Consider the following 21265-nt stretch of genomic DNA (forward strand, 5'->3'; position numbering starts at 1 on the left):
CAAAACTACGTCAGACTTAAACTGAACCGCCGTATACCGAACGGTACGTACGGTGGTGTGAGAGGTCGGAGGCTAGGCGCCTCCTCCTACTCGATGTTCATTTTTATCCGTTTACAACGGTACCGCCATTTACATGGATGACTTGTCCACTGACATAGGATGAATCATCACTTGCCAAATAAACATAGGCCGGTGCTAATTCCTCTGGCTGCCCTGCGCGGCCCATTGGAGTATTTTGTCCGAATTTGGCAACATCCTCTTCGCCGAATGAGGCAGGAATCAATGGTGTCCAGATTGGGCCTGGCGCAACACCGTTCACTCTGATTCCATCTTTTGAAATGGAGTTTGAAAGAGCTCTCGTAAATGCCAGTATTGCTCCTTTTGTTGAAGAGTAATCGATTAGTTTCGGGTTGCCCTGATAGGCTGTGATAGAGGTTGTATTAATGATGCTGCTTCCTTTTTTAAGGTGCTTCAATGCAGCTTTGGTTAAGTGGAACATCGAAAAAATATTCGTGCGGAACGTTTTTTCCAATTGTTCAGCTGAAATGTCAAGGATACTTGTCTGTACATGCTGTTCTCCGGCGTTGTTGACTAGAATGTCCAACCCGCCGAATTCATCAACCGTTTTTTTGACGACATCCTGACAGAAGGCTTCATTACCGATATCCCCGGAAATGAGTAAACATTTCTGGCCTTCTTTTTCAATCAATTCTTTTGTCGCTTTGGCATCCTCGTGTTCATCCAAGTAAGCAACTGTCACATTCGCTCCTTCTTTTGCGTAATAAATCGCAACCGATTTACCGATTCCGCTATCTCCTCCTGTTATGATTGCCGTTTTACTTTTTAGTTTGCCACTTCCTTTGTAGGTTGCTTTAACTGAATCAGGGTTCGGTTCCATTTTTGTTTCCACTCCAGGTTGATGCTGTTGATGTTGAGGTGGAAAACCTTGTTTGTTCTGGTTTTGGTTTTGAGTAGTCAAGATTAAAACGCCTCCTGTTTAATTATCTACGCTTTTTCTATTCCTTCTTTTTGGTAAATGAAAACATGGGAAAATTAACCTTCTTTGAGAAAATTTCGAATGATTAATTGAGGGAACATGAATAGTCTTACCATGTTCGATGAAGGAGATTCATTTGAGGTAAGAAGGTAATGCCGTAGCTGCAACTACATATAAAAAAGGCCCACCCAAAGCAGGTGAGGCCTTCTTACTTAGCGGTAATTTAAGAATTGTACATCAATGGAAAGGTCTGCGCCACGGATTGCGGATATGATTCCTTGCAAATCATCGCGGTTTTTTCCGGTAACACGGATTTGATCATCTTGAATTTGGCTTTTCACTTTAAGACCACTATTTTTAATGATGGTATTTATTTTTTTTGCTTGTTCTTTATCAATGCCTTGAATTAGCTTTGCCCGTTGGCGGACGGTTCCGCCAGAAGCTCCTTCTAATTTACCATAGTCCAGATTCTTGATTGGTACGTCCCGTTTAATGAGTTTGCTGATGAGAACATCCTTCAACTGCTCGAGCTTATATTCATCGTCAGATACTAAAATGAGGTCTTCCTTTTCAATGGTGATGCTGCTTATGCTCCCTTTAAAATCATAGCGGGTCTGAATTTCCTTCATAGCCATCGTAACTGCATTCGTTACTTCTGAGAAGTCTACTTTGGATACAATATCAAATGAATTTTCCTTTGCCATCACTTACCTCCAGCAGGTTTTATTTCCTTTATTATAGAGAAAGTGTGAAAGGAAGACAACCATATAGGCCTTATGTTAAATCGGGGACTGCCTATTAAACAAGCAAGGGGGCAAGCCCCAAGCTTCATTGATGATCCGTTTTCTTCGAATAGGAGTGTTTACCTGCAGCGAGGTTTTCCTGATAAGCGATATTTTTTTCAGCATTTATCGCTTGGTTATCTTTTGGTCTTTTATTGTTATCTTTTGTTTTTGACATAATAAAAACTCCCTTCCAAAATCATGATCAATATGTATTGTTCACAATTATGGAAGGGAGTATGTATGTTTATGATTTCTCAGGGGTATCGTTTAGGAAGAAGAGGGCAATTGTACCAGGACCGGCATGTGCACCGATGACCGAGCCGATAGTATGGATGATGAAATCCGTTGTCCCGAATTCATTTTGGATGGCTTCTTTCCACTCCAATGCCGTTTCTTCATCATCTCCATGACTGATGGCAATCGTTTGGGTTGTTAAATTTTTGCCTCTTTCATGCATTAATTCGATTACACGTTTAATCAATTTCTTTTTACCACGTATCTTTTCAAGTGGCACAAGCTTCCCATCTTCTACATGTAATAACGGTTTAATGTTTAATAATCCGCCAACAAGGGCAGAAGTTTTGGAGATGCGGCCGCCACGAGCTAAATATTCAAGATTATCTACAGTGAATAAATGCTCCATATGCTTAGTGTAAAAATCGATGTCAGCAAGAATTTCTTCTTTAGAGGCACCGTTTGCTGCTAGTTCTGCTGCTTTCTTTACGATTAAACCGACACCCATTGAAGCGCATTTCGTATTGACGATTTCAATGTCAAGGTCTGGGTACTCTTCTTTCACCTGATTATGAATCATCACTGCCGTTTGATACGTTCCGGATAACTCGGAGGAGAAGGCTATATAAATCCCTTGTTTTTTCTCCAAGGCAAACTGTGTGAAAAGATCTATGAGGTATTCTGGAGAAGTTTGCGATGTTTTCGGAGATTTTCCGTCAATCATCGCCTGAAAGACTTCATGAGAATTAATGGTAAGTAAATCTTCATAATTTTTCCCATCAAGATGAACTTGTAAAGGGATCAATGATACATTGTTTTCCTTATAGAAAGACAATGGCAAATCACACGCACTATCTGCAAGAATTGTGATAGCCATAATACACCTGCTTTCTTTTTTACAATTTTTAGAAAATGAGTAGTCACTCTTCTTTTTAGTGTAGCACGTAACGGTAAAAATTCAATCTCTACGTAAATAGAATAAATAATCAACGGTAAAAAGATAATAGGATAAGGGTGAAATGGAGGTTTTTAGGATGTATAGTGGTGAAATTAAGAAAATTATCATAGTTGTGGTCGGGGCGTTGCTGAATGCAATTGCAATGAACTTTTTTCTAATACCGGCAAATGTTTATGCAAGCGGCTTTACAGGAGTGGCACAGCTTCTATCAAGGATGATAGGTTCTTTTGCCCCTTTTAATGTATCGACAGGTATTCTATTGCTTTTATTGAACATTCCAGTAACGATCATTGCTTGGCGGAAAGTCGGAAAGTCCTTTACCTTTTATAGTTTTCTGAGCGTTGTCTTGATGTCCCTTTTCATGGAATTCATCCCCATAACGCGCTGGTCACCTGACATATTATTGAATGCAGTGTTTGGCGGGGTCATCGCGGCAGTAGGTGTGGGGATCACCTTGAAGTATGGTGCATCGACTGGTGGGATGGATATCATCGCCATGCTTCTATCAAAGAAGAAGGATAAACCTGTAGGTACTTATTTATTTCTGCTGAATGGTGTGATCATTGTTACGGCAGGTGCAGTATATGGACCGGAAAAAGCTTTGTATACTCTTGTTACCCTATACACATCGACACGTGTTGTGGACGCAATACATACGCGTCATGAGAAGCTTACAGCCATGATCATTACAAAGCAAAGCGAAGAACTTAAACAGGCAATCCATGCAAAGTTAGTTCGCGGAATTACAAGGGTACCCGCAAAAGGTGCGTTTACTAATGAAAATAAGGAAATGTTGTTGATTGTCATTACTAGGTATGAATTGTATGACCTTGAACGGATCATCAAAGAAGTTGATCCGCACGCGTTCACAAACATCATAGAAACTTCAGGGATTGTCGGTACCTTTCGCAGGGAGTGATATTAACAGGAAATTAAGGCCATTACACTTCGATGACAAATGGGGATATTTCGGCGTTTTAAGTTTATTGCTGGAACAAAACGGCTAATTCTTATAGTGTAGCGCCAATATAAAATCTTATGAGGAGTGATGAAAATGGCTAACGACGAAAAAATGAGCAGACAAGAAGCAGGACGTAAAGGCGGGGAAGCCACTTCAAGAAATCACGACAAGGATTTTTACCGGGAAATTGGACAAAAGGGCGGAGAGGCGACATCGGAAAAACATGATAAGGATTTCTATCAAGAAATTGGACAAAAAGGCGGAGAGGCAACTTCCGAAACGCATGGGAAAGGTTTTTATAAAGAGATTGGTGAAAAAGGCGGAAAGGTACGAAATAGCTAGTCAACAAAGTGAAAGCCTCCAGGATTTCCTGGAGGCTTTCGCTTTATTTCGAGTGGTTTTCCAGCTCTTCTTGTAATTCTCGCAGTTGTTCTTTTTCGGCCTCGGACGTGTTGGCAAAAGCCGATGAAAGCGCATTTTTAGCGATATCCTCTGTCTTTTGCTGGTCACCGTCATGCTCAGAGTGGAGAGCTTCTTCAACAAATTCTCTAGCTTTTTGAAATAATTTGTTTCCCATCAGAAGCCACCATAGCTTTGTTCAGACATAATTCTCAACCTGTCTTTTTCAGCCTCTTCAAACGTAGTGTGATAAGGGATTTTTTCTGCATGCCTGGCAACACTATCTTTGCCCTGCTGTACAAATCGTTTAGATTTACTGCTTTTACCCATGCTTATCTCCTCCGATTCTGAGCGTTGTTGACAACAGAAAGGAAGCTGTTGTCCATATTAGTTTGGCTACAAAGAGAGATTTTATGAAGGTAAAAATTGACGTATCAGGATTTTATATTAAATTTTTCTTCGAGGAAGACGGCAATACCATCTTCTTCATTCGTCAATGTTGTCGTATTTGCCACCGTTTTTACAGGTGAGATGGCATTTCCCATAGCAACGCCCGTTCCCGCGTAATCAAGCATTTCCAAATCATTATCTTCATCTCCGAAAGCGATAATCCTGTTTTGGGGGATTTCCAAATAGTTGGATACCCGTTGTAGACCCACAGCTTTACTTAGCCCGCTCTTAATGATTTCGATGATATGAAAAGGCTCTGCCCAGCGTCGATGATCGACCAATTCTGCATGGACATCGGATAAATGCTGACGAATCTGTCCCACATATTCACTATCTGTATGAATTAGCATAGAAGTTGGGGAATCCTGAAGGTAATTGCGTAAGTCACCCGTCTTCATGATCGGATTTCCTACATTGAACATGTTCATCAATTTATCATCATGGTAATGGACATAAACCTCATCCCGGACCTCTGCGATGATGTTGTGATATTGAAACTGATCACATGCTTCAACAATATCTTTCGCAACACTTATATCCAGTGGAGAGTGGTATACCCCCCAGCTTGTCTGTAATGGGTGATGGACGAAAGCGCCATTGAAATTAACGATTGGTGTAGTTAACCCCAATTCCCGGTAATAAAGTTCACTTGAGCGAAAGGGACGCCCGGTAGCAATCATAACTTCGTGTCCATCTTCTTTTAGTTTCAGTAGTGTTTTTTTAGTCCTTGGGGAAATTGTTTTTTTATCGGTAAGTAAAGTACCATCAAGATCCAATACGATTAAATGTTTCTCAGCCATGTGTACACCTTCTGTTCTTTTTGATTTCATTATATGCAAATATTGTTAAGACTATTTTAAAGTAAATGTAAATCTTTTTCATTCTTTATGCATTCCTGTATGATATTACTATACGCTGGATGATAATACGTAAAAGTGAAGTACAGATCTAAAGGAATGGAAATAGGAGCATAATCAAAGTTCTTATGAGAGGGCATTTGAAAAAAACCTTTAGGTGAAAACCGGAACAAACTATTCGGAGGGGTTATCTTGATCATAATTGAAAAAGAACAAATTGGAACTATTCCTGTTTTACACATAAGTGAGCAGACCACTTACCATCAGGAATTGCCGCTAATTATTTTTATACATGGTTTTCAAAGTGCAAAAGAACACAATCTTCACTATGCATATTTAATGGCTGAAAAGGGGTTTCGTGTGCTACTTCCCGATGTGATTCATCATGGCGAAAGGGAAGCTGGTTTAAGTGATTCTCAAATGATGCCCCGTTTTTGGGAAATGGTTTTACAGACCATCAAGGATATATCATTTATGAAGGAGGATTTTTTGTCCAGAAAATTAATCGATCCTGACAGAATTGGTGTAGCGGGCACCTCGATGGGTGGAATTGTGACTAACGGGGCCCTGGCAGCATATGACTGGATAACGGCCGGCGTCAGTTTAATGGGGAATCCTTCATATGTCGCGTATGCAGAACTCCAAATGGAAGAGATTAAGAAAAGGAAAGTGAAATTCCCTGCTACTGATGAGGAAGTAGCCAAGGTGATTGAACAGCTCAAGCCATTTGATTTGAGTCTTAACCAGGATAGGCTTTCTAACCGCCCGTTACTTTTTTGGCATGGTGCTAAAGATCCCGTTGTACCTTATCAACATGCATACAGCTTTTATGAGGGAGTAAAAGCAGGGTATAATGAAGCAGATGAAAAAATTGATTTTATCCTGGACCCTAAAGCTGGTCATAAGGTCAGTAGAGAAGGTGTGCTTATGACAGCAGACTGGTTCGAGAAACATTTACAGCCAACTGTGCAAAAAGCTTAAGTACTCACTCGAAATCTGTTATGATTCTAATACGGACATAGTGTAAAGTCTAAATTGGACAAATAATGATGAAACCGACTATATCTAAAACGAGAGATTTCTCATAAAAGGAGTGATTGAAGTGGATCAAGATACAAAAGACATTATTTTAGGAGCTTTGGAGCAGGTCATTGACCCGGAGCTTGGTATAGATATTGTGAATTTAGGTTTGGTGTATGATGTGGATATGGATGAAGCAGGCCTGACTACAGTATCAATGACATTGACCTCTATGGGATGTCCACTTGCTGGGACGATTGTCGATCAAGTGAAACTGGTTCTGGAAGATATTCCAGAGGTCAAGGAAACAGATGTGAAGATTGTCTGGAGTCCGCCATGGTCGAAAGATAAAATGTCCAGATATGCTAAAATAGCATTAGGAATTAAATAATTACCACGTAATAGAACTTAAAGCCAGTCAAAAAACTGTGACCCGAATATGTGGTGCCACTGTTTATGAACTGGTTTTTTCTAATACTTTCGGATAGGAGTGGTTAATTGATCCGTCATATTAAAGATTCCTTGCACAGACCACTTAGGGATTTAAGAATTTCCGTCATAGACCGGTGTAACTTTCGCTGTCAATATTGCATGCCGGCTGAAATTTTTCATGAAAAATTTCAATTTTTGCCTAAAAGTGAGCTCTTGTCTTATGAGGAACTCGTAAGGCTTTCTAAAATATTTGCAAGCTTGGGCGTTAAAAAACTAAGATTGACAGGCGGGGAGCCTCTACTGCGGAAAGAACTTACAACACTGATTTCAGAGCTCATTAAAATTGAAGGTATAGAAGATATTGGGTTGACCACAAACGGTGTGTTTCTGAAAAAACATGCCGCGAATTTAAAGGCAGCTGGTTTACAGAGGGTGAATATCAGTTTAGACAGCCTCGATGAGGAACTTTTTAAGAAAATGAACGGCAGGGGTATCGGGATAAAGCCGGTTCTTGAAGGCATAGCTGCTGCAAGAGAAGCCGGTCTTGGAGTAAAAGTGAATATGGTAGTGAAAAAAGAAGCCAATGAATCTCAAATCCTGCCGATGGCCCGTTTTTGTAAAGAAGAGGGCATTCCATTACGTTATATAGAATTCATGGATGTCGGACATACAAATGGCTGGCAGTTGAAGAATGTCATTACGAAAAAAGAGTTGCTCGAGATACTCCAGGCTGAATTCGATCTTGAACCAGTTGAAGAAGATTATTATGGAGAAGTGGCAAAACGCTTTAGGTATAAAGGATCTACTGCCGAAGTGGGGTTCATAACATCCGTATCCGAGTCTTTTTGTTCCAGCTGTACTCGTGCACGTCTTTCTGCCAACGGAAGTTTATATACATGTCTATTTAATGGAAAGGGACATGATTTGAAGTCATTGCTCCGTTCTGACATGGCAGATGAAGAATTGACTGACTTCATCATTTCACTTTGGAACCAGAGGGACGACCGTTATTCAGATGAGCGGGCAGCGGGAACGGTGAAAAAACAGGGGAAAATCGAAATGTCATTCATTGGCGGGTGACAAACAATAAGTTCTCAAACTCCTGGAATATGAAAAAATCAAGGGATGGCACTTCGCCATCCCTTGATTCAATAAAATTCAATATGCATATTTGTATAGACCGTGGACGCCTGTAGATAGTTGAAATGATTTCTTTTATACTTTTTTTATGCATTTTATCAGTCTTGAAAATTATTCGATGGTCCCAGGGATGAATGATCCTGAAAAATAATCCGATCATTTTAAGATAAGTATGGAATTATGTATTCTCACTTTTATTGTGGAGTTTTTAATCGATGGTACAGATTTCAATTGGACAGTTTTCACAGTCGATTTCCTGTTTTAAATAGTCAACGTCAAGAATCGTGATGTGTCCCTTGTTGATGGAGACGATATTGTTTTTCCTTAAATGAGCGAGCAAACGATTGACGACCTCACGAGATGTGCCGCAAAAATTGGCGAGTTCTTGGTTTGTAAAGGGAAGATTGATAACTTTGCCGTCTTCAACTACTGTGCCATAGCTATTGGATAAACGGATGAGAGTGGAGTAAAATGCACCTTTCTTACCGTGTAGGAACATATCGCGGAATTTAGCATGATTTTTACGGTTTAGAGCGGATAGCCATGTCATCATATCAACAGCAAGATGGCTATCGGAAGCGATTTTCCCTTCTAATGATTCTTTGGAAATAACCGCTACAGTTCCATCTTCCAACATTTTTGCATTCATCATATATTTCGGATTCTGAGAAAAAAGGACTGTTTCCCCAACCAAATCATTCTCCGAACAAATGCGCATAGTTAATTCCCGGCCGTCCGGAACAACCTTGCTCACTTCTACTTTGCCTTTTAAAATGTAATATAAATCACTGGCTAGGGTGCTCTCCTGAAAAAGGAAGCGCCCTTTTTCTATATGTTTAACGTGCTGATTATTATCTAAAAGTGTATGCATCCGATTAGAAAACGAAAATTCATTCATGTATATGACCACCTTTCAGTTACCGTTATTACACAATTACTATCTTTGATTTAAACGGAAAAATCACTAGTAGTCAACATTTTTGGATAAATATAGAAGTTTTAGTGGGAGTTTCCCGATAAAATGCTAAGTTTAAAATTTTATAAAAATACATTTGATTTTATTTTTATTCAGTCTTATAATAATAGAATCAAAGAATGACAGGGACTTAAAATTATAGGAGATGGTTTAATGAACGTATCAATAGTAGGTGCAACAGGTTATGGAGGGGTGGAACTAATAAGATTATTGAATAACCATCCGCAATTAAAAATAAAATCATTACATACTTCATCTCAATCCGGTCGAAGTTTATATGAAGAAAATGCACATTTAATGCATATGAATGATAAATTAGAAGAAATTGATCCGGAAGTGATTGCAAAAAACTCTGATATTGTATTTCTTGCAACTCCTTCGGGGATTTCCTCACAATTAATTTCGGAATTTTCAGACCTTGATATTAAAGTAATCGACCTATCAGGAGATCTCAGGCTTCAAACCCCAGGAGAATACGAACATTGGTATAAAAAACCAGCCGCACCACAGCATATTGTTGAAAAAGCTGTATATGGATTGACTGAATGGAATGAAAAATCAATAAAGAAAGCAAAGATTGTTGCAAATCCAGGGTGCTACCCAACAGCTTCACTTTTAGGTCTTGCCCCTTTATTCACTGAAGGATTGGCTGGTGCATCCGCAGAGGTGATCATCGATGCAAAATCCGGGGTTTCCGGGGCGGGTAAATCACTTTCGGCCGTAACACATTTTAGTGAAATGAATGAGAACTTTAAAATTTATAAGGTGAATCAACATCAGCACATACCGGAAATCGAACAACAGCTTGGACGGTGGTCATCAGATTTACAGCCGATTACCTTCAATACCCATCTAGTTCCAATGACTAGAGGAATCATGGCAACGATGTATATCAAGGTAAATCGGGAAACCTCAAATGCTGAATTAAAGGATTTATACGAAACAGTATACGAAAACCATCCATTTGTCCGGGTGCAGCCGCTCGATCGCTTTCCATCCACGAAACAGGTATATGGATCGAACTTTTGCGATATTGGTGTCTCATATGATCAAAGAACAGGTAAGGTAACGGTTGTTTCCGTTATTGATAATTTAGTGAAGGGTGCTGCAGGGCAGGCCATTCAAAATGCAAATATATTAATGGGTTTAGAAGAAACGGCAGGACTATGGAACAGTCCACTATATCCGTAAAAAATTTGGAGGGAAATATGAAAACACTACAGCCAGTTGAAGAAATCAAACAAGTTCAAGAAGGAAATATTTTAATGCCTCAAGGGTTTAAGGCATCAGGAGTGCATGCAGGATTGCGCTACTCCAAAAAAGATGTTGGTATTATTTTTACGGAGGTCCCAGCATCAGCCGCGGCGGTTTATACACAAAATGTAGTTCAAGCCGCTCCTATCAATATAACGAAGGATAGCATTGCCGTTACTGGAAAACTTCACGGAGTTGTAGTGAATAGTGCTTGTGCGAATGCTTGTACAGGAGAGCAGGGTTTAAAAGATGCCAAGGAAATGAGGAAACTTGCCGCTCAAAAGTTCGGCATGGAAGATCATTCATTTGCAGTGGCATCAACGGGAGTCATCGGGGAATATATGGAAATGGAAAAAGTTAAAAAAGGCATAGAGTCATTGCAACCGGAAAATACACCTGAAGCAGCAAAGGATTTTGGTACCTCCATTTTAACAACGGATATCGTAACGAAGAGTTGTGGTTATGAAACAAGTATTGACGGTAAAACCGTGAAAATGGGCGGAGCTGCGAAGGGTTCGGGGATGATTCATCCAAACATGGCCACCATGCTAGGTTTCATTACGACGGATGCTGTCATTGAACCGAATGATTTACAGCAAGCATTATCTTCGATAACCAATGATACATTCAATCAAATCACGGTTGATGGTGATTGTTCAACGAATGATATGGTGTTAGTGCTAGCGAATGGAGAAGCGAACAATGAACCTTTGACACCTAACCATCCAGAATGGTCTGTCTTCTTGGAATTATTAAAACAAACTTCCGAAAATCTGGCCAAACAAATCGCGAAAGACGGAGAAGGTGCAACGAAACTGATAGAAGTGAATGTTCATGGCATGCATACGAAGCAAGATTCACAGATGATGGCGAAGACGATCGTTGGATCAAATTTAGTGAAAACGGCAGCTTTTGGAGCGGATGCAAATTGGGGACGAATCATTGCTGCGATGGGGAGAAGCGGAGTTGGTTTCCATCCGGATCAAACAACGATTATGTTTGGAGATATCGTCGTTCTTAAAGAAGGTGAGCCAATCCAGTTTTCTGAGGAAGATGCCAAAGCATACTTGGAAAATGAAAGTATCATCATTCATGTTTATTTGAAAGATGGTAATGAAACAGGGACGGCATGGGGCTGCGATCTAACTTATGATTATGTGAAAATAAACGGAAGCTATCGTTCATAAGGGGTGTTGAAAAGTGAACATATTGGTCATAAAGTGCGGAGGCAGCATCATTAATGAGTTAACGGAGTCATTTTTCAATAGTGTTAAAGAGTTGCAAAAAGGCGGCTGCCAAATTGTCTTTGTTCATGGAGGCGGCCCTGATATCAATTCGATGCTTGAAAAATATGAAATTGAACCAGTCTTTGAAAATGGTTTAAGAAAAACGACCACTGAAGTGATGGAAATCGTGGAACTTATGCTTGCAGGCAAATCGAACCGCAGTCTCGTTCATAAATTGGAAGCACACGGCATTAAGTCAGTGGGTTTAAATGGTTCTGACGGCGGAATCCTGATAGGTGAGTATATTGATGAACAGAAACTTGGGGCAGTTGGTGAGATACAACAAGTCGATACGGAGTTAATTGGCATGCTATTTGAAAAAGGGTATTGTCCGGTATTGACGCCAATAGCCACTACCGAAGAAGGTACAAAATTAAATGTGAATGCTGATATGGCTGCAGGTTCCGTGGCGAAGGCACTATCGGCGGATATGTGTTTATTTGTCACCGATGTTAAAGGGGTCTTAAAGAATGAGCGGATCATTGAGAAATTGACTGAAACGGAAACGAAGGATTTAATCATGGATGGAAGCATTCATGGAGGAATGATTCCAAAAGTCACTACAGCGTTGTCCGTGCTGAATAAAGGTGTTGAAGAAGTGATGATCGTGAGTGGAAAAGATCCATTTTATGAAGGCGGACAATTCATCGGTACAAAATTTTTGCAGGAAGAAGGGGTATTTCAATGAGTTCTTTATTTCCGACATATGCAAGGTGGAACATTGAGCCAGACTCAGCGATAGGAATGAAGATTACGAGTACAACAGGTAAAGAGTATCTGGATTTCACATCAGGAATCGGGGTTTTGAATCTTGGCCATTGTCATCAGAAGGTAAAAATGGCTGTCACGGAACAGCTTAATAAATATTGGCATGTATCGAACATGTTTCAAAGTTCCATACAGGAACGTACAGCCAAAATGCTGGCGGATGCCTCCGGTTTAAGTCAGGTGTTTTTTGCTAACAGTGGTGCCGAGGCGAATGAGGCAGCTATCAAACTAGCGCGTAAAGCTACTGGGAAAAGTAAAATTGTCACGTGCCTACAGTCTTTCCACGGGCGTACGTTTGCAACGATGGCAGCAACAGGGCAGGAAAAAATCAAGACTGGTTTTGGACCAATGCTAGCTTCATTTGAATATGTTCCATTTAATGACAATGATGCCGTGAATGTAGCCATAGATGAAAATACGGCGGCTGTCATGATTGAAATAGTTCAAGGAGAGGGTGGCATCCATGTTGTACAGCAATCGTATTTAGACGCGATTCAAACTCAATGCGAAAAACATGGAGCCCTACTTATCATTGATGAAATTCAGACTGGGATAGGACGGACAGGGAAACCTTTTGCATTCCAGCATTTTAATCTCCAACCGGATATCATCACTTCGGCAAAAGGGCTTGGAAATGGCCTGCCTATAGGGGCAATGATTGGAAAGGACAACCTAGCGGAGTACTTTAACCCTGGAAGTCATGGTTCCACTTTTGGCGGTAACCCGGTTAGTGTCTCGGCTGCGGAAGCGGTTTTAAATGAAATCTTCCAATCAGGGTTTTTAAAAGAAACTGTGAAAAAGGCTGAATATCTTAAGAGTGCATTGACAAACGCACTGAAGGATACGGAAGAAGTGAAAGAGATTCGCGGGCTTGGGATGATGGTCGGAATTGAATGTAAACAAGATGTTCAAGGGTTTTTAATGGAACTTCAAGAAGAGGGGTTGCTTGTATTGAGTGCAGGACCTAAAGTACTTCGTTTACTCCCACCCCTGACAGTTACGGAAGCAGACATCGATACAGCGATTGGGAAAATTAAAAAAATATTGGCAATAAAACAAACAATCTAAATTTATTGAATTTTTATAGAACAAAATGAATAATTATGCTATTCTATATATAAATATACGTCATCTACAGAGGTGAAAACATGAAAAACTATCTACATTTAGAGAATGGTTCCGTTTTTGAAGGGGAACTGCTGACTAAATCGACTGAAAAAGCAATCACTGGAGAGATTGTTTTTTTTACAGGAATGACAGGATATCAGGAAGTATTGACGGATCCTTCATATAAAGATCAAATTGTCATTTTCACATATCCTTTAATCGGAAATTACGGAATTAATGAATATGATTTTGAAAGTAAGAAGCCGCATGTTGCCGGTGTTATTGTATATGAAGGAAAAATGAGCCATTCTCATTACCAAGCTAAATATTCCCTTGGTGAATATTTAGACAAATGGAATATTCCTCTATTGAGTCATGTGGATACAAGAGCGGTCGTAAAGAATATAAGACAGGAAGGCTCCATGCAGGCAGCCATCACTGCAGAAACTGCATTCACGTTCGAAGCCTCTCTGAATGGTCTAGAAGCGCATGTAGCCTCAGTTTCCACTAAAGAGATTGAAAGCTTCGGGGAAGGTTCCAAACACGTTGTGATGATGGATTTTGGTTATAAAAAATCCATATTGGATTCATTGGTTGAGCAGGGCTGCCGGGTCACTGTCGTGCCATTCGATACTGAATTTGAACAAATCAAGGAATTGAAGCCCGATGGTATTTTGCTTTCAAATGGGCCTGGGGATCCAAAACAGCTGGAATATCTTTTAGGTAATATAAAAAAGGTCATTACGAATTTCCCAACGATGGGCATCTGCCTCGGTCATCAATTAACGGCCCTTGCCTTTGGGGGAAATACAAAAAAAATGCTGTTTGGACATCGCGGTGCGAACCAGCCCGTGGTCGATTTGAAAACGAAAAAGGTGTATATGAGTTCTCAAAATCATAGTTATGAGGTGGATGAACCGAGCTTACAGGGAACACCACTCCAAGTTCGCTTCAGAAATGTGAATGATGGCACAGTTGAGGGACTCATGCATAAAGACCTGCCAATCTTCACTACCCAGTACCACCCAGAGGCAAATCCAGGTCCCATTGAGAGCTCATCACAATTCAACGACTTTTTACAAATGATAATTGATTATAGCGGGAGAGAAAAAGCATATGCCTAAGGACAACACGATACAGACCATTTTAGTGATCGGTTCGGGGCCGATTGTCATCGGGCAGGCCGCCGAATTCGATTATGCAGGTACACAGGCCTGCCTCGCTTTAAAAGAAGAAGGATATAAAGTCATACTGGTAAACAACAATCCGGCAACGATCATGACTGATGATATGAATGCGGATGCTGTCTATTTCGAACCTTTGACAGTTGATGTACTGGAAAAGATCATTGCCAAAGAAAAACCGGATGGCCTGCTCGCTACATTAGGTGGTCAGACAGGATTGAATCTTGCTTATCAATTGGATGATGCAGGAGTGCTTGAAAAACATAATGTCAAATTATTAGGAACTCCGATCGACTCCATCAAAAAAGGGGAGGATCGTGAACTGTTCCGTGAGCTGATGTTTGAAATAAATGAACCCGTTCCCGACAGTACAATTGTTCATACTCTTGAAGAAGCGCTGGCTTTTGCCGACAAAATCGGTTTCCCCATCATCGTTCGTCCCGCTTATACACTTGGCGGCACAGGCGGTGGGATTGCTGATTCACTGGATGCATTTAAAGAGCTTGTACGGGGCGGACTCCAAGAAAGCCCGATTACACAATGCTTGATTGAAAGAAGCATAGCCGGGTATAAAGAAGTCGAATATGAAGTTATGCGAGATGGTAACAATACGTGCATTACAATCTGTAATATGGAAAATATCGATCCGGTCGGTATCCATACAGGTGATTCCATTGTCGTGGCACCATCACAGACTTTATCTGATGATGAGTTTCAAATGCTACGTGCTGCTTCCATAAAAATCATTTCTGCATTAGGAATCATTGGCGGCTGTAATATTCAATTCGCACTTGATCCTAATAGCAAACAATATTATCTAATAGAAGTAAACCCACGCGTCAGCCGTTCATCGGCACTAGCTTCCAAAGCAACAGGTTATCCCATAGCACGAATAGCCGCTAAGCTAGCCGTCGGATACCATCTATCGGAACTCATCAATCCTGTAACGAAAAGTACTTATTCCAGCTTCGAACCTGCTCTTGACTATGTAGCCGTGAAGTTCCCTAGATGGCCATTCGATAAATTCACGACCGCAAACCGGCAATTGGGAACTCAGATGAAGGCAACAGGTGAAGTGATGGCTTTACATCGCAGCTTTGAAGGTGGAGTTCAAAAGGCCGTCGATTCGCTGGAACTAAAGACGAATGGACTGCAACTTTTATCGTTAAAAGATAAAACCGTTCCTGAACTATGGGAAAAGCTTACTGAGAAATCTGACGAACGCATTTTTGTCATTTTTGAAATGCTACGTAAAGGTGTGACAGTTGAAGAAATACATGAAGCGACCATCATTGATTATTTCTTCCTTCAATCATTTGCATCGCTGATCGAGATTGAAAATGATATCACCGGCAAGACAATCGATTTGGTTACAAAAGAAGAACTTCAGCTATACAAAGAAAAGGGCTTCTCCGACAAATATCTTGCTTCCATATGGAATGTTAGTGAGAAGGAATTGAGGGCACACCGGAAATCATTCGGCCTCACGGCTGTTTACAAAACGGTTGATACATGTGCAGCTGAGTTCGCATCCCATACGAACTATCATTATTCAACATATTTTGGGGAGAACGAACAGAAAAAAACGGATAAAAAGAAAGTTTTGATGATCGGCAGCGGTCCTATCCGGATTGGACAGGGAATCGAATTTGATTACTGTTCCGTTCACGGGGTTTATGCACTTCAGGAAGAAAATGTTGAAACGATCATGATCAATAATAACCCTGAAACGGTAAGTACGGATTTTGCAACAGCCGATCGTCTTTATTTCGAGCCTTTAACTCTTGAATACGTTCTTAATGTAATAGAAGCGGAAGATATTGAAGACGTCATCGTCCAATTTGGTGGGCAGACCGCGATAAACCTTGCAAAAGGCCTGGAAGAATACGGTGTCAATTTATTGGGGACGTCCTTCGATACACTTGATCAATTAGAAGACCGTGATCGTTTTTATCAGCTACTTCAAAAACTGGATATCCCCCATGTACCGGGTTCAATGGCTAATGGTGAAGAACAATTAATTGTCCGTGCAGAGGCAATCGGTTTTCCAGTGCTCTTACGCCCATCCTATGTAATTGGCGGCCAGGGAATGGAAATCATCCGCTCCAAGGAAAGCTTATTGAATAGAATGGTAAATGGAACGGCACTTGTATATCCCGTATTGATCGATTCCTATATTCCAGGAAAAGAAGCCGAAATCGATTTGATTGCGGATGGAAATGATGTATATATTCCCATCATTGCCGAGCATATAGAGAAGGCAGGCGTGCATTCAGGCGATAGCATGGCAATATTGCCAGCTCAAACCTTAACAGATGCTATCAAAGATAAAATGACCCTTTATGCTAAAAAGCTAGTAAGGGAACTTGGTTATAAAGGACTTATGAATATCCAATTCGTGATTGAAGGAACTAGTGTATATGTTTTGGAAGTGAATCCTCGTGCCAGCCGGACGATTCCAATCATCAGTAAAGTCACTAATGTTTCTTTAGTACAGATTGCGACAAAAATATTGCTCGGGAAATACTCGTTGTCGAATGCATTCGAAAAAACCGGGTTAATGGAAGAAATTCCGTATTCAGTCGTCAAGTACCCAGTATTTTCAACGTTTGCATTAAGCGGCCTTGATTCAAAAGTAGGGCCGGAAATGAAATCGACAGGTGAAGGAATCGCCATTGGAGAAACGGTAAAAGAAGCATTGACTAAAGTATTCCATGCTCAAAAGGCTAAACAAGCTTCAGGTGTTTATCAATCCGAATCAGTCCAATTAAGTGAAGATTTGCTAGCACTCATCAATGAAGCGGGTTTGACACTGGGGAATTCTGATTTTGATAAATGGTTAAATGAAGGAAATGCAGCGGTCGTTTTGGCATATGGAACGACAGAAGAAGATAAGAGTCTAAGGTTACTTGCTGCGAAATATCGACTTCTAGCGTTTACGGAAGAAGAGACTTTCAAGGCCTATCTACAATCGTTAGAAAATGCTAATCCAGGCGTTACCTCGCTTCAGGAATGGCTTGTAACATATTCGAAAGGAGTGTCACACGTATGAGTTCAATGACGGCACCGGCAAAAGCGAAGATTTTAAATGGAAAAGATTTTTTGACCATGAAAGAGTCTACACCCACAGCCATCGCAGATCTGTTAAAGCTAGCGCAGACCATTAAAAGCAAATTGAAAGCTGGAGAGGAATATACGCCTTTAAAAGGTAAAACGCTGGGGATGATATTTGAAAAATCGTCCACCCGTACCCGTGTTTCTTTTGAAGTGGGCATGATGCAGCTTGGTGGTCACGCTTTGTTCCTAAGTGGTAATGACTTGCAAATTGGACGTGGTGAAACTATTTCCGATACTGCAAAAGTCCTTTCTGAATATATTGATGGCATCATGATTCGTACCTTCGAGCATGAAAAAATCCTGGAGTTGTCAGAAAATGCCTCTATTCCAGTCATCAATGGGCTAACGGACCTTGCCCATCCTTGTCAGGTGCTTGCTGACTTCTTGACGATAATCGAAATAAAAGGTCAGCTAAAAGGCTTGAAGATGAGTTATATCGGTGACGGCAATAATGTTGCCAATTCATTGATGGTCGGCTGCGCAAAAATGGGAATGGATTTTTCCATTGGGTGTCCTGAAGCATACAAACCTGACGAAAAGGTCGTTGCCTATGCTCAAGAGGTTGCAAAAGAGACTGGCAGTGAAATTGTCGTGACAACATCAGCATCAGACGCAATACAAGATGCGGATATCGTCTATTCTGATGTTTGGACCTCCATGGGTCAGGAAATCGAGAATAATATCCGCCTAGAAGCTTTTAAAGATTATCAAATCAATAATGAACTTGTAAAATATGCTAAAAATGATTATTTATTTATGCATTGCCTGCCTGCACACAGAGAGGAAGAAGTAACCTCTGAAGTCATCGATGGACCGAATTCCGTCGTGTTCCACCAAGCCGGAAATCGTCTTCATGCCCAAAAGGCGGTTCTGGTGGATTTAATGTCTTAACCAAAAAAGCGTCTGCTCACTGAGCAGACGCTTTTTGATTCAACCGATTTCCTGTATGTTCTTAATTTTTCTGACATGAAAGAAAGGAACCTGGTAATAATAACAAGGAAAGCATGTAAAGGGGTGAAATCTATGGGGCAAAATCGTCAATTTAAGCCAGGTCACAAGGCACCTAATAATGGGACCTACGTAGAAATCGGTGAAACGGGCAGCACGGTAGTGAATCCGAAAATGGTAAAGCTTGATGCAGGGGATGCCTTTCCTGAGACATCCAATCATAACCGGATATGGACATATAAGCGAAAGCCATGAAAAAAACGAAAAGCAGGAAAAGGGACGATTGGTATCCTTTTTCCTGCTTTTTTTATTCTTCGGAATAACCGAAGATTTTCGAGATTTCCAAAAAGCTCTTTCTTAAATATTGACTCAAAGGATCATCGTAATGATCCGGAATACTCTCGGTGAATCCCACGGCAGTGATCGCGCCCAATAATTCCGCATTATAATTAAAAACCGGAATGGACATGGAAGAAACAGAAGGCACAAGGGGCTCTTTGGCAAAAGCGATTTTGTATTTCCGAATTTCATGATATTCCTCTGTTTCTTTAAGGAAAGCCCCTGTAACATTACGATCTTTTTCAATCCAGTCCGCTGTCAAAGAAGAATCCTGGAATACAGTGAATACTTTTCCGGAAGAAGATGAAGGGGGTAGACGCGTTCCTAGCTGTGCCCCGATATTTAAGTTTTGATTGGAATTCCATATTTTTGCCGTGATGGGCCCATCGTAAGTCCAAACGGAGAATAGGACTGTGCAGGAGGTATGGTGACTGATTTCCTGTAAATATGGAGTTATCCTGCTTGTGACGTCCTCATTTCCTATCGCTGCCATTCCGTATTGAATCAGTTTGCTGCCAAGGTGATACATACCAGTTGTCTTATCACGATATAGTAACTCGAGTTGAGTCAACGTATTCAAGTACTTATAGAGGTTACTTTTCGTTATTTCCGTTGATTCCTGAATATCAGAGAATCTTAAAGGAGTTCTTTGGGAAGCTAGTAACTCGATAATGCTCATCCCTATTTGTAATGATTGAATCGTCGAACCAGATTTTACGATCTCCATATGTCAATCTCCTAATCTGTTTTAATTTAGGTCTAGTATATCAGAATCTGTAAAATTTAATGAAATGAAGCAATAAAAAAGTAGGTCTGTAAAAGCTATTAGATACTTTCCACCTAAATAAATATTGGCTCCAGAGGTCTCATAATGGTGTAGATGATAACATTTGCACAAAAATTTGCAATACTTTCTTGACAATATTCCGAAAATTACGTTATTATGTATATAAATAGTGAACAAAGTTATCTATAAGTGGAATTGATAGTGCGGTTATCATCCATATTCTGTTTTGGGGAATCTAGCAGAATTAGTCCACAAATAAGGATAAAGAAAATTAAATCAAGATTTCTAAAAATAAAGATAATAAAGGAGAATGAAATATGAAATTAGTAACTTTCAGCAGTGATGGTTTTAAACGTATTGGAGCTCTTTACCCGAATAATGAAATAGTAGACTTGAACTATGCTTATCAAGCTCTTCTTGAAAGTGAAGGAAAACTTCGCAGTGAACAAATCGCTGAAGCGTATGTACCTGCATCAATGGAAGCGTTTTTACAGGGCGGGAATGAAAGCCTTTCCATCGCTAAGAAGGCTGCAGACTTTGCCTTTAATAATCGTGATTCATTCAGACATAAATTGATACATGAGGTTGAAAATATAAAACTTGAGGCACCTGTCCAAAAGCCAGGCAAAATTATTTGTGTCGGACATAACTACCGTGAGCACATTGCTGAAATGGGCCGCGAATTGCCGCCATTCCCAGTGGTATTCGCAAAATTCGCCAATACAGTAATCGGTCCCCAGGATGACATTCCGTTCTTCCCTATATCTGAACAGCTTGATTATGAAGCGGAATTCGCTTTTGTAGTCGGACAAAGGGCACGTAATGTTTCACAAGAAGATGCGCTTGATTATGTCGCGGGTTATACAATTGCGAATGATGTTACGTATCGTGATATCCAACGGCGTACACTTGAGTGGCTTCAAGGAAAAACGGTTGAAGGAAGTGCTCCCATGGGACCTTGGTTAGTCACTACCGATGAGCTACCCGATCCATCCGGTCTAAATGTTCGATTAACTGTAAATGGAGAAGAACGCCAAAAAACGAATACATCCAACTTCGTATTCGATGTGAAGTATTTAGTTGAATTCCTATCGAACTTAATGACTCTTGAACCTGGCGACATCGTCCTCACTGGAACACCGGGCGGGGTAGGAGTAGCCCGTGATCCACAAGTATTCTTACAAGATGGTGACGTTGTCAAAATTGAAATCGACAAAATAGGTTATCTTGAAAACCGTGTAAGTCGTGCAGGGGAGGGAAAATAAG

22 protein-coding genes and 1 pseudogene are annotated in these 21265 nt (G+C 40.5%); 14 read left to right on the plus strand and 9 right to left on the minus strand.

Annotated elements, in window-relative coordinates:
• Nucleotides 1–103 precede the first annotated feature (103 nt).
• The 4 genes from ACFWE9_RS16820 to ACFWE9_RS16835 all read right to left on the minus strand — a co-directional run bounded on the left by ACFWE9_RS16820 (nt 104) and on the right by ACFWE9_RS16835 (nt 2893).
• Nucleotides 104–979, minus strand: coding sequence for an SDR family oxidoreductase (locus ACFWE9_RS16820; RefSeq protein ID WP_377357797.1), 876 nt, complete (start codon nt 977–979; stop codon nt 104–106).
• Between the two features lie 230 nt (nt 980–1209).
• On the minus strand, nt 1210–1701 hold the full coding sequence (locus ACFWE9_RS16825; RefSeq protein WP_230158699.1) for a YajQ family cyclic di-GMP-binding protein: 492 nt from the start codon (nt 1699–1701) through the stop codon (nt 1210–1212).
• A 124-nt stretch (nt 1702–1825) separates the two neighbouring features.
• Nucleotides 1826–1957 carry a DUF3941 domain-containing protein gene (locus ACFWE9_RS16830; protein ID WP_230158700.1) on the minus strand — a complete coding sequence of 44 codons (132 nt, stop codon included), beginning with the start codon at nt 1955–1957 and terminating at the stop codon, nt 1826–1828.
• Between the two features lie 69 nt (nt 1958–2026).
• Nucleotides 2027–2893: a DegV family protein gene (locus ACFWE9_RS16835; RefSeq protein WP_230158701.1), complete on the minus strand. Its 867-nt coding sequence runs from the start codon at nt 2891–2893 to the stop codon at nt 2027–2029.
• A 157-nt stretch (nt 2894–3050) separates the two neighbouring features.
• On the opposite strand from ACFWE9_RS16835, the gene ACFWE9_RS16840 reads away from it, so the two are divergent.
• Both ACFWE9_RS16840 and ACFWE9_RS16845 read left to right on the plus strand, forming a co-directional pair.
• Entirely contained in the window at nt 3051–3893 is an 843-nt protein-coding gene (locus tag ACFWE9_RS16840; RefSeq protein WP_230158702.1) for a YitT family protein, read from the plus strand.
• 135 nt (nt 3894–4028) lie between these two features.
• Nucleotides 4029–4262, plus strand: a pseudogene (locus tag ACFWE9_RS16845) (KGG domain-containing protein); the annotation flags it as partial.
• A gap of 58 nt (nt 4263–4320) precedes the next feature.
• Here the strand turns inward: ACFWE9_RS16845 and ACFWE9_RS16850 are convergent.
• The 3 genes from ACFWE9_RS16850 to ACFWE9_RS16860 all read right to left on the minus strand — a co-directional run bounded on the left by ACFWE9_RS16850 (nt 4321) and on the right by ACFWE9_RS16860 (nt 5584).
• A complete protein-coding gene (locus tag ACFWE9_RS16850; protein WP_230158703.1) occupies nt 4321–4512 on the minus strand; it encodes a DUF3813 domain-containing protein in 192 nt (63 codons plus the stop codon).
• Nucleotides 4512–4664 (minus strand): hypothetical protein, encoded by a 153-nt coding sequence (locus ACFWE9_RS16855; RefSeq protein ID WP_202315534.1) that lies wholly within the window; start codon nt 4662–4664, stop codon nt 4512–4514. The genes ACFWE9_RS16850 and ACFWE9_RS16855 overlap by 1 nt, the downstream gene beginning before the upstream one ends.
• A 104-nt stretch (nt 4665–4768) precedes the next feature.
• Nucleotides 4769–5584: a Cof-type HAD-IIB family hydrolase gene (locus ACFWE9_RS16860; RefSeq protein WP_230158704.1), complete on the minus strand. Its 816-nt coding sequence runs from the start codon at nt 5582–5584 to the stop codon at nt 4769–4771.
• A 249-nt stretch (nt 5585–5833) separates the two neighbouring features.
• On the opposite strand from ACFWE9_RS16860, the gene ACFWE9_RS16865 reads away from it, so the two are divergent.
• The 3 genes from ACFWE9_RS16865 (at nt 5834) to moaA (ending at nt 8173) form a co-directional block, all read left to right on the plus strand.
• The gene (locus ACFWE9_RS16865) at nt 5834–6622 is read left to right on the plus strand and encodes a prolyl oligopeptidase family serine peptidase (RefSeq protein ID WP_230158705.1); all 789 of its coding nucleotides are present in this window, start codon (nt 5834–5836) and stop codon (nt 6620–6622) included.
• 121 nt (nt 6623–6743) lie between these two features.
• A complete protein-coding gene (locus ACFWE9_RS16870; RefSeq protein WP_230158706.1) occupies nt 6744–7052 on the plus strand; it encodes a metal-sulfur cluster assembly factor in 309 nt (102 codons plus the stop codon).
• Between the two features lie 107 nt (nt 7053–7159).
• Nucleotides 7160–8173, plus strand: a complete 1014-nt coding sequence (gene moaA, locus ACFWE9_RS16875) for a GTP 3',8-cyclase MoaA (protein WP_290370577.1) — start codon at nt 7160–7162, stop codon at nt 8171–8173.
• 268 nt (nt 8174–8441) lie between these two features.
• On the opposite strand, the gene ACFWE9_RS16880 is transcribed toward moaA, so the two are convergent.
• Nucleotides 8442–9131 (minus strand): Crp/Fnr family transcriptional regulator, encoded by a 690-nt coding sequence (locus ACFWE9_RS16880; protein ID WP_230158708.1) that lies wholly within the window; start codon nt 9129–9131, stop codon nt 8442–8444.
• A 231-nt stretch (nt 9132–9362) separates the two neighbouring features.
• Here ACFWE9_RS16880 and argC point away from each other — a divergent pair, with 231 nt between their 5' ends.
• The 8 genes from argC (at nt 9363) to ACFWE9_RS16920 (ending at nt 19128) form a co-directional block, all read left to right on the plus strand.
• A complete protein-coding gene (gene argC, locus ACFWE9_RS16885; RefSeq protein WP_230158710.1) occupies nt 9363–10400 on the plus strand; it encodes an N-acetyl-gamma-glutamyl-phosphate reductase in 1038 nt (345 codons plus the stop codon).
• A 17-nt stretch (nt 10401–10417) separates the two neighbouring features.
• Entirely contained in the window at nt 10418–11650 is a 1233-nt protein-coding gene (gene argJ, locus ACFWE9_RS16890) for a bifunctional ornithine acetyltransferase/N-acetylglutamate synthase (protein WP_230158711.1), read from the plus strand.
• Nucleotides 11651–11663: 13 nt separating this feature from the next.
• Nucleotides 11664–12437: an acetylglutamate kinase gene (argB, locus tag ACFWE9_RS16895; protein WP_230158712.1), complete on the plus strand. Its 774-nt coding sequence runs from the start codon at nt 11664–11666 to the stop codon at nt 12435–12437.
• The gene (locus ACFWE9_RS16900) at nt 12434–13585 is read left to right on the plus strand and encodes an acetylornithine transaminase (RefSeq protein WP_230158713.1); all 1152 of its coding nucleotides are present in this window, start codon (nt 12434–12436) and stop codon (nt 13583–13585) included. Before argB ends, ACFWE9_RS16900 begins: the two co-directional genes overlap by 4 nt.
• An 80-nt stretch (nt 13586–13665) precedes the next feature.
• Entirely contained in the window at nt 13666–14748 is a 1083-nt protein-coding gene (locus ACFWE9_RS16905) for a carbamoyl phosphate synthase small subunit (protein WP_230158714.1), read from the plus strand.
• Entirely contained in the window at nt 14741–17860 is a 3120-nt protein-coding gene (locus tag ACFWE9_RS16910) for a carbamoyl-phosphate synthase (glutamine-hydrolyzing) large subunit (protein WP_230158715.1), read from the plus strand. The genes ACFWE9_RS16905 and ACFWE9_RS16910 overlap by 8 nt, the downstream gene beginning before the upstream one ends.
• A gap of 5 nt (nt 17861–17865) precedes the next feature.
• Complete coding sequence (gene argF, locus ACFWE9_RS16915; protein ID WP_377357808.1) at nt 17866–18816, plus strand: ornithine carbamoyltransferase; 951 nt, start codon at nt 17866–17868, stop codon at nt 18814–18816.
• 132 nt (nt 18817–18948) lie between these two features.
• Nucleotides 18949–19128, plus strand: coding sequence for a YjzC family protein (locus tag ACFWE9_RS16920; protein WP_230158717.1), 180 nt, complete (start codon nt 18949–18951; stop codon nt 19126–19128).
• A 52-nt stretch (nt 19129–19180) separates the two neighbouring features.
• Here ACFWE9_RS16920 and ACFWE9_RS16925 read toward each other — a convergent pair whose 3' ends face one another.
• Nucleotides 19181–19939, minus strand: a complete 759-nt coding sequence (locus ACFWE9_RS16925) for an IclR family transcriptional regulator (RefSeq protein WP_230158718.1) — start codon at nt 19937–19939, stop codon at nt 19181–19183.
• Nucleotides 19940–20316: 377 nt separating this feature from the next.
• On the opposite strand from ACFWE9_RS16925, the gene ACFWE9_RS16930 reads away from it, so the two are divergent.
• Complete coding sequence (locus tag ACFWE9_RS16930; RefSeq protein ID WP_230158719.1) at nt 20317–21264, plus strand: fumarylacetoacetate hydrolase family protein; 948 nt, start codon at nt 20317–20319, stop codon at nt 21262–21264.
• The last annotated feature ends 1 nt before the right edge of the window (nt 21265 follow it).

Origin of the sequence: Peribacillus sp. NPDC060253 (assembly GCF_042727425.1) — a bacterium.
Lineage (GTDB): Bacteria > Bacillota > Bacilli > Bacillales > DSM-1321 > Peribacillus.

What these genes read in the sequence shown, in the direction of transcription:
- ACFWE9_RS16930 (WP_230158719.1), top strand. Translation starts at nt 20,317, where the DNA reads ATGAAATTAGTAACTTTCAGCAGTGATGGTTTTAAACGTATTGGAGCT.
- ACFWE9_RS16910 (WP_230158715.1), top strand. Translation starts at nt 14,741, where the DNA reads ATGCCTAAGGACAACACGATACAGACCATTTTAGTGATCGGTTCGGGG.
- argJ (WP_230158711.1), top strand. Translation starts at nt 10,418, where the DNA reads ATGAAAACACTACAGCCAGTTGAAGAAATCAAACAAGTTCAAGAAGGA.
- argC (WP_230158710.1), top strand. Translation starts at nt 9,363, where the DNA reads ATGAACGTATCAATAGTAGGTGCAACAGGTTATGGAGGGGTGGAACTA.
- ACFWE9_RS16840 (WP_230158702.1), top strand. Translation starts at nt 3,051, where the DNA reads ATGTATAGTGGTGAAATTAAGAAAATTATCATAGTTGTGGTCGGGGCG.
- ACFWE9_RS16830 (WP_230158700.1), bottom strand. Translation starts at nt 1,957, where the DNA reads ATGTCAAAAACAAAAGATAACAATAAAAGACCAAAAGATAACCAAGCG.
- ACFWE9_RS16900 (WP_230158713.1), top strand. Translation starts at nt 12,434, where the DNA reads ATGAGTTCTTTATTTCCGACATATGCAAGGTGGAACATTGAGCCAGAC.
- ACFWE9_RS16905 (WP_230158714.1), top strand. Translation starts at nt 13,666, where the DNA reads ATGAAAAACTATCTACATTTAGAGAATGGTTCCGTTTTTGAAGGGGAA.
- ACFWE9_RS16920 (WP_230158717.1), top strand. Translation starts at nt 18,949, where the DNA reads ATGGGGCAAAATCGTCAATTTAAGCCAGGTCACAAGGCACCTAATAAT.
- ACFWE9_RS16850 (WP_230158703.1), bottom strand. Translation starts at nt 4,512, where the DNA reads ATGGGAAACAAATTATTTCAAAAAGCTAGAGAATTTGTTGAAGAAGCT.
- argF (WP_377357808.1), top strand. Translation starts at nt 17,866, where the DNA reads ATGACGGCACCGGCAAAAGCGAAGATTTTAAATGGAAAAGATTTTTTG.
- ACFWE9_RS16825 (WP_230158699.1), bottom strand. Translation starts at nt 1,701, where the DNA reads ATGGCAAAGGAAAATTCATTTGATATTGTATCCAAAGTAGACTTCTCA.
- ACFWE9_RS16860 (WP_230158704.1), bottom strand. Translation starts at nt 5,584, where the DNA reads ATGGCTGAGAAACATTTAATCGTATTGGATCTTGATGGTACTTTACTT.
- ACFWE9_RS16855 (WP_202315534.1), bottom strand. Translation starts at nt 4,664, where the DNA reads ATGGGTAAAAGCAGTAAATCTAAACGATTTGTACAGCAGGGCAAAGAT.
- ACFWE9_RS16925 (WP_230158718.1), bottom strand. Translation starts at nt 19,939, where the DNA reads ATGGAGATCGTAAAATCTGGTTCGACGATTCAATCATTACAAATAGGG.
- ACFWE9_RS16835 (WP_230158701.1), bottom strand. Translation starts at nt 2,893, where the DNA reads ATGGCTATCACAATTCTTGCAGATAGTGCGTGTGATTTGCCATTGTCT.
- ACFWE9_RS16880 (WP_230158708.1), bottom strand. Translation starts at nt 9,131, where the DNA reads ATGAATGAATTTTCGTTTTCTAATCGGATGCATACACTTTTAGATAAT.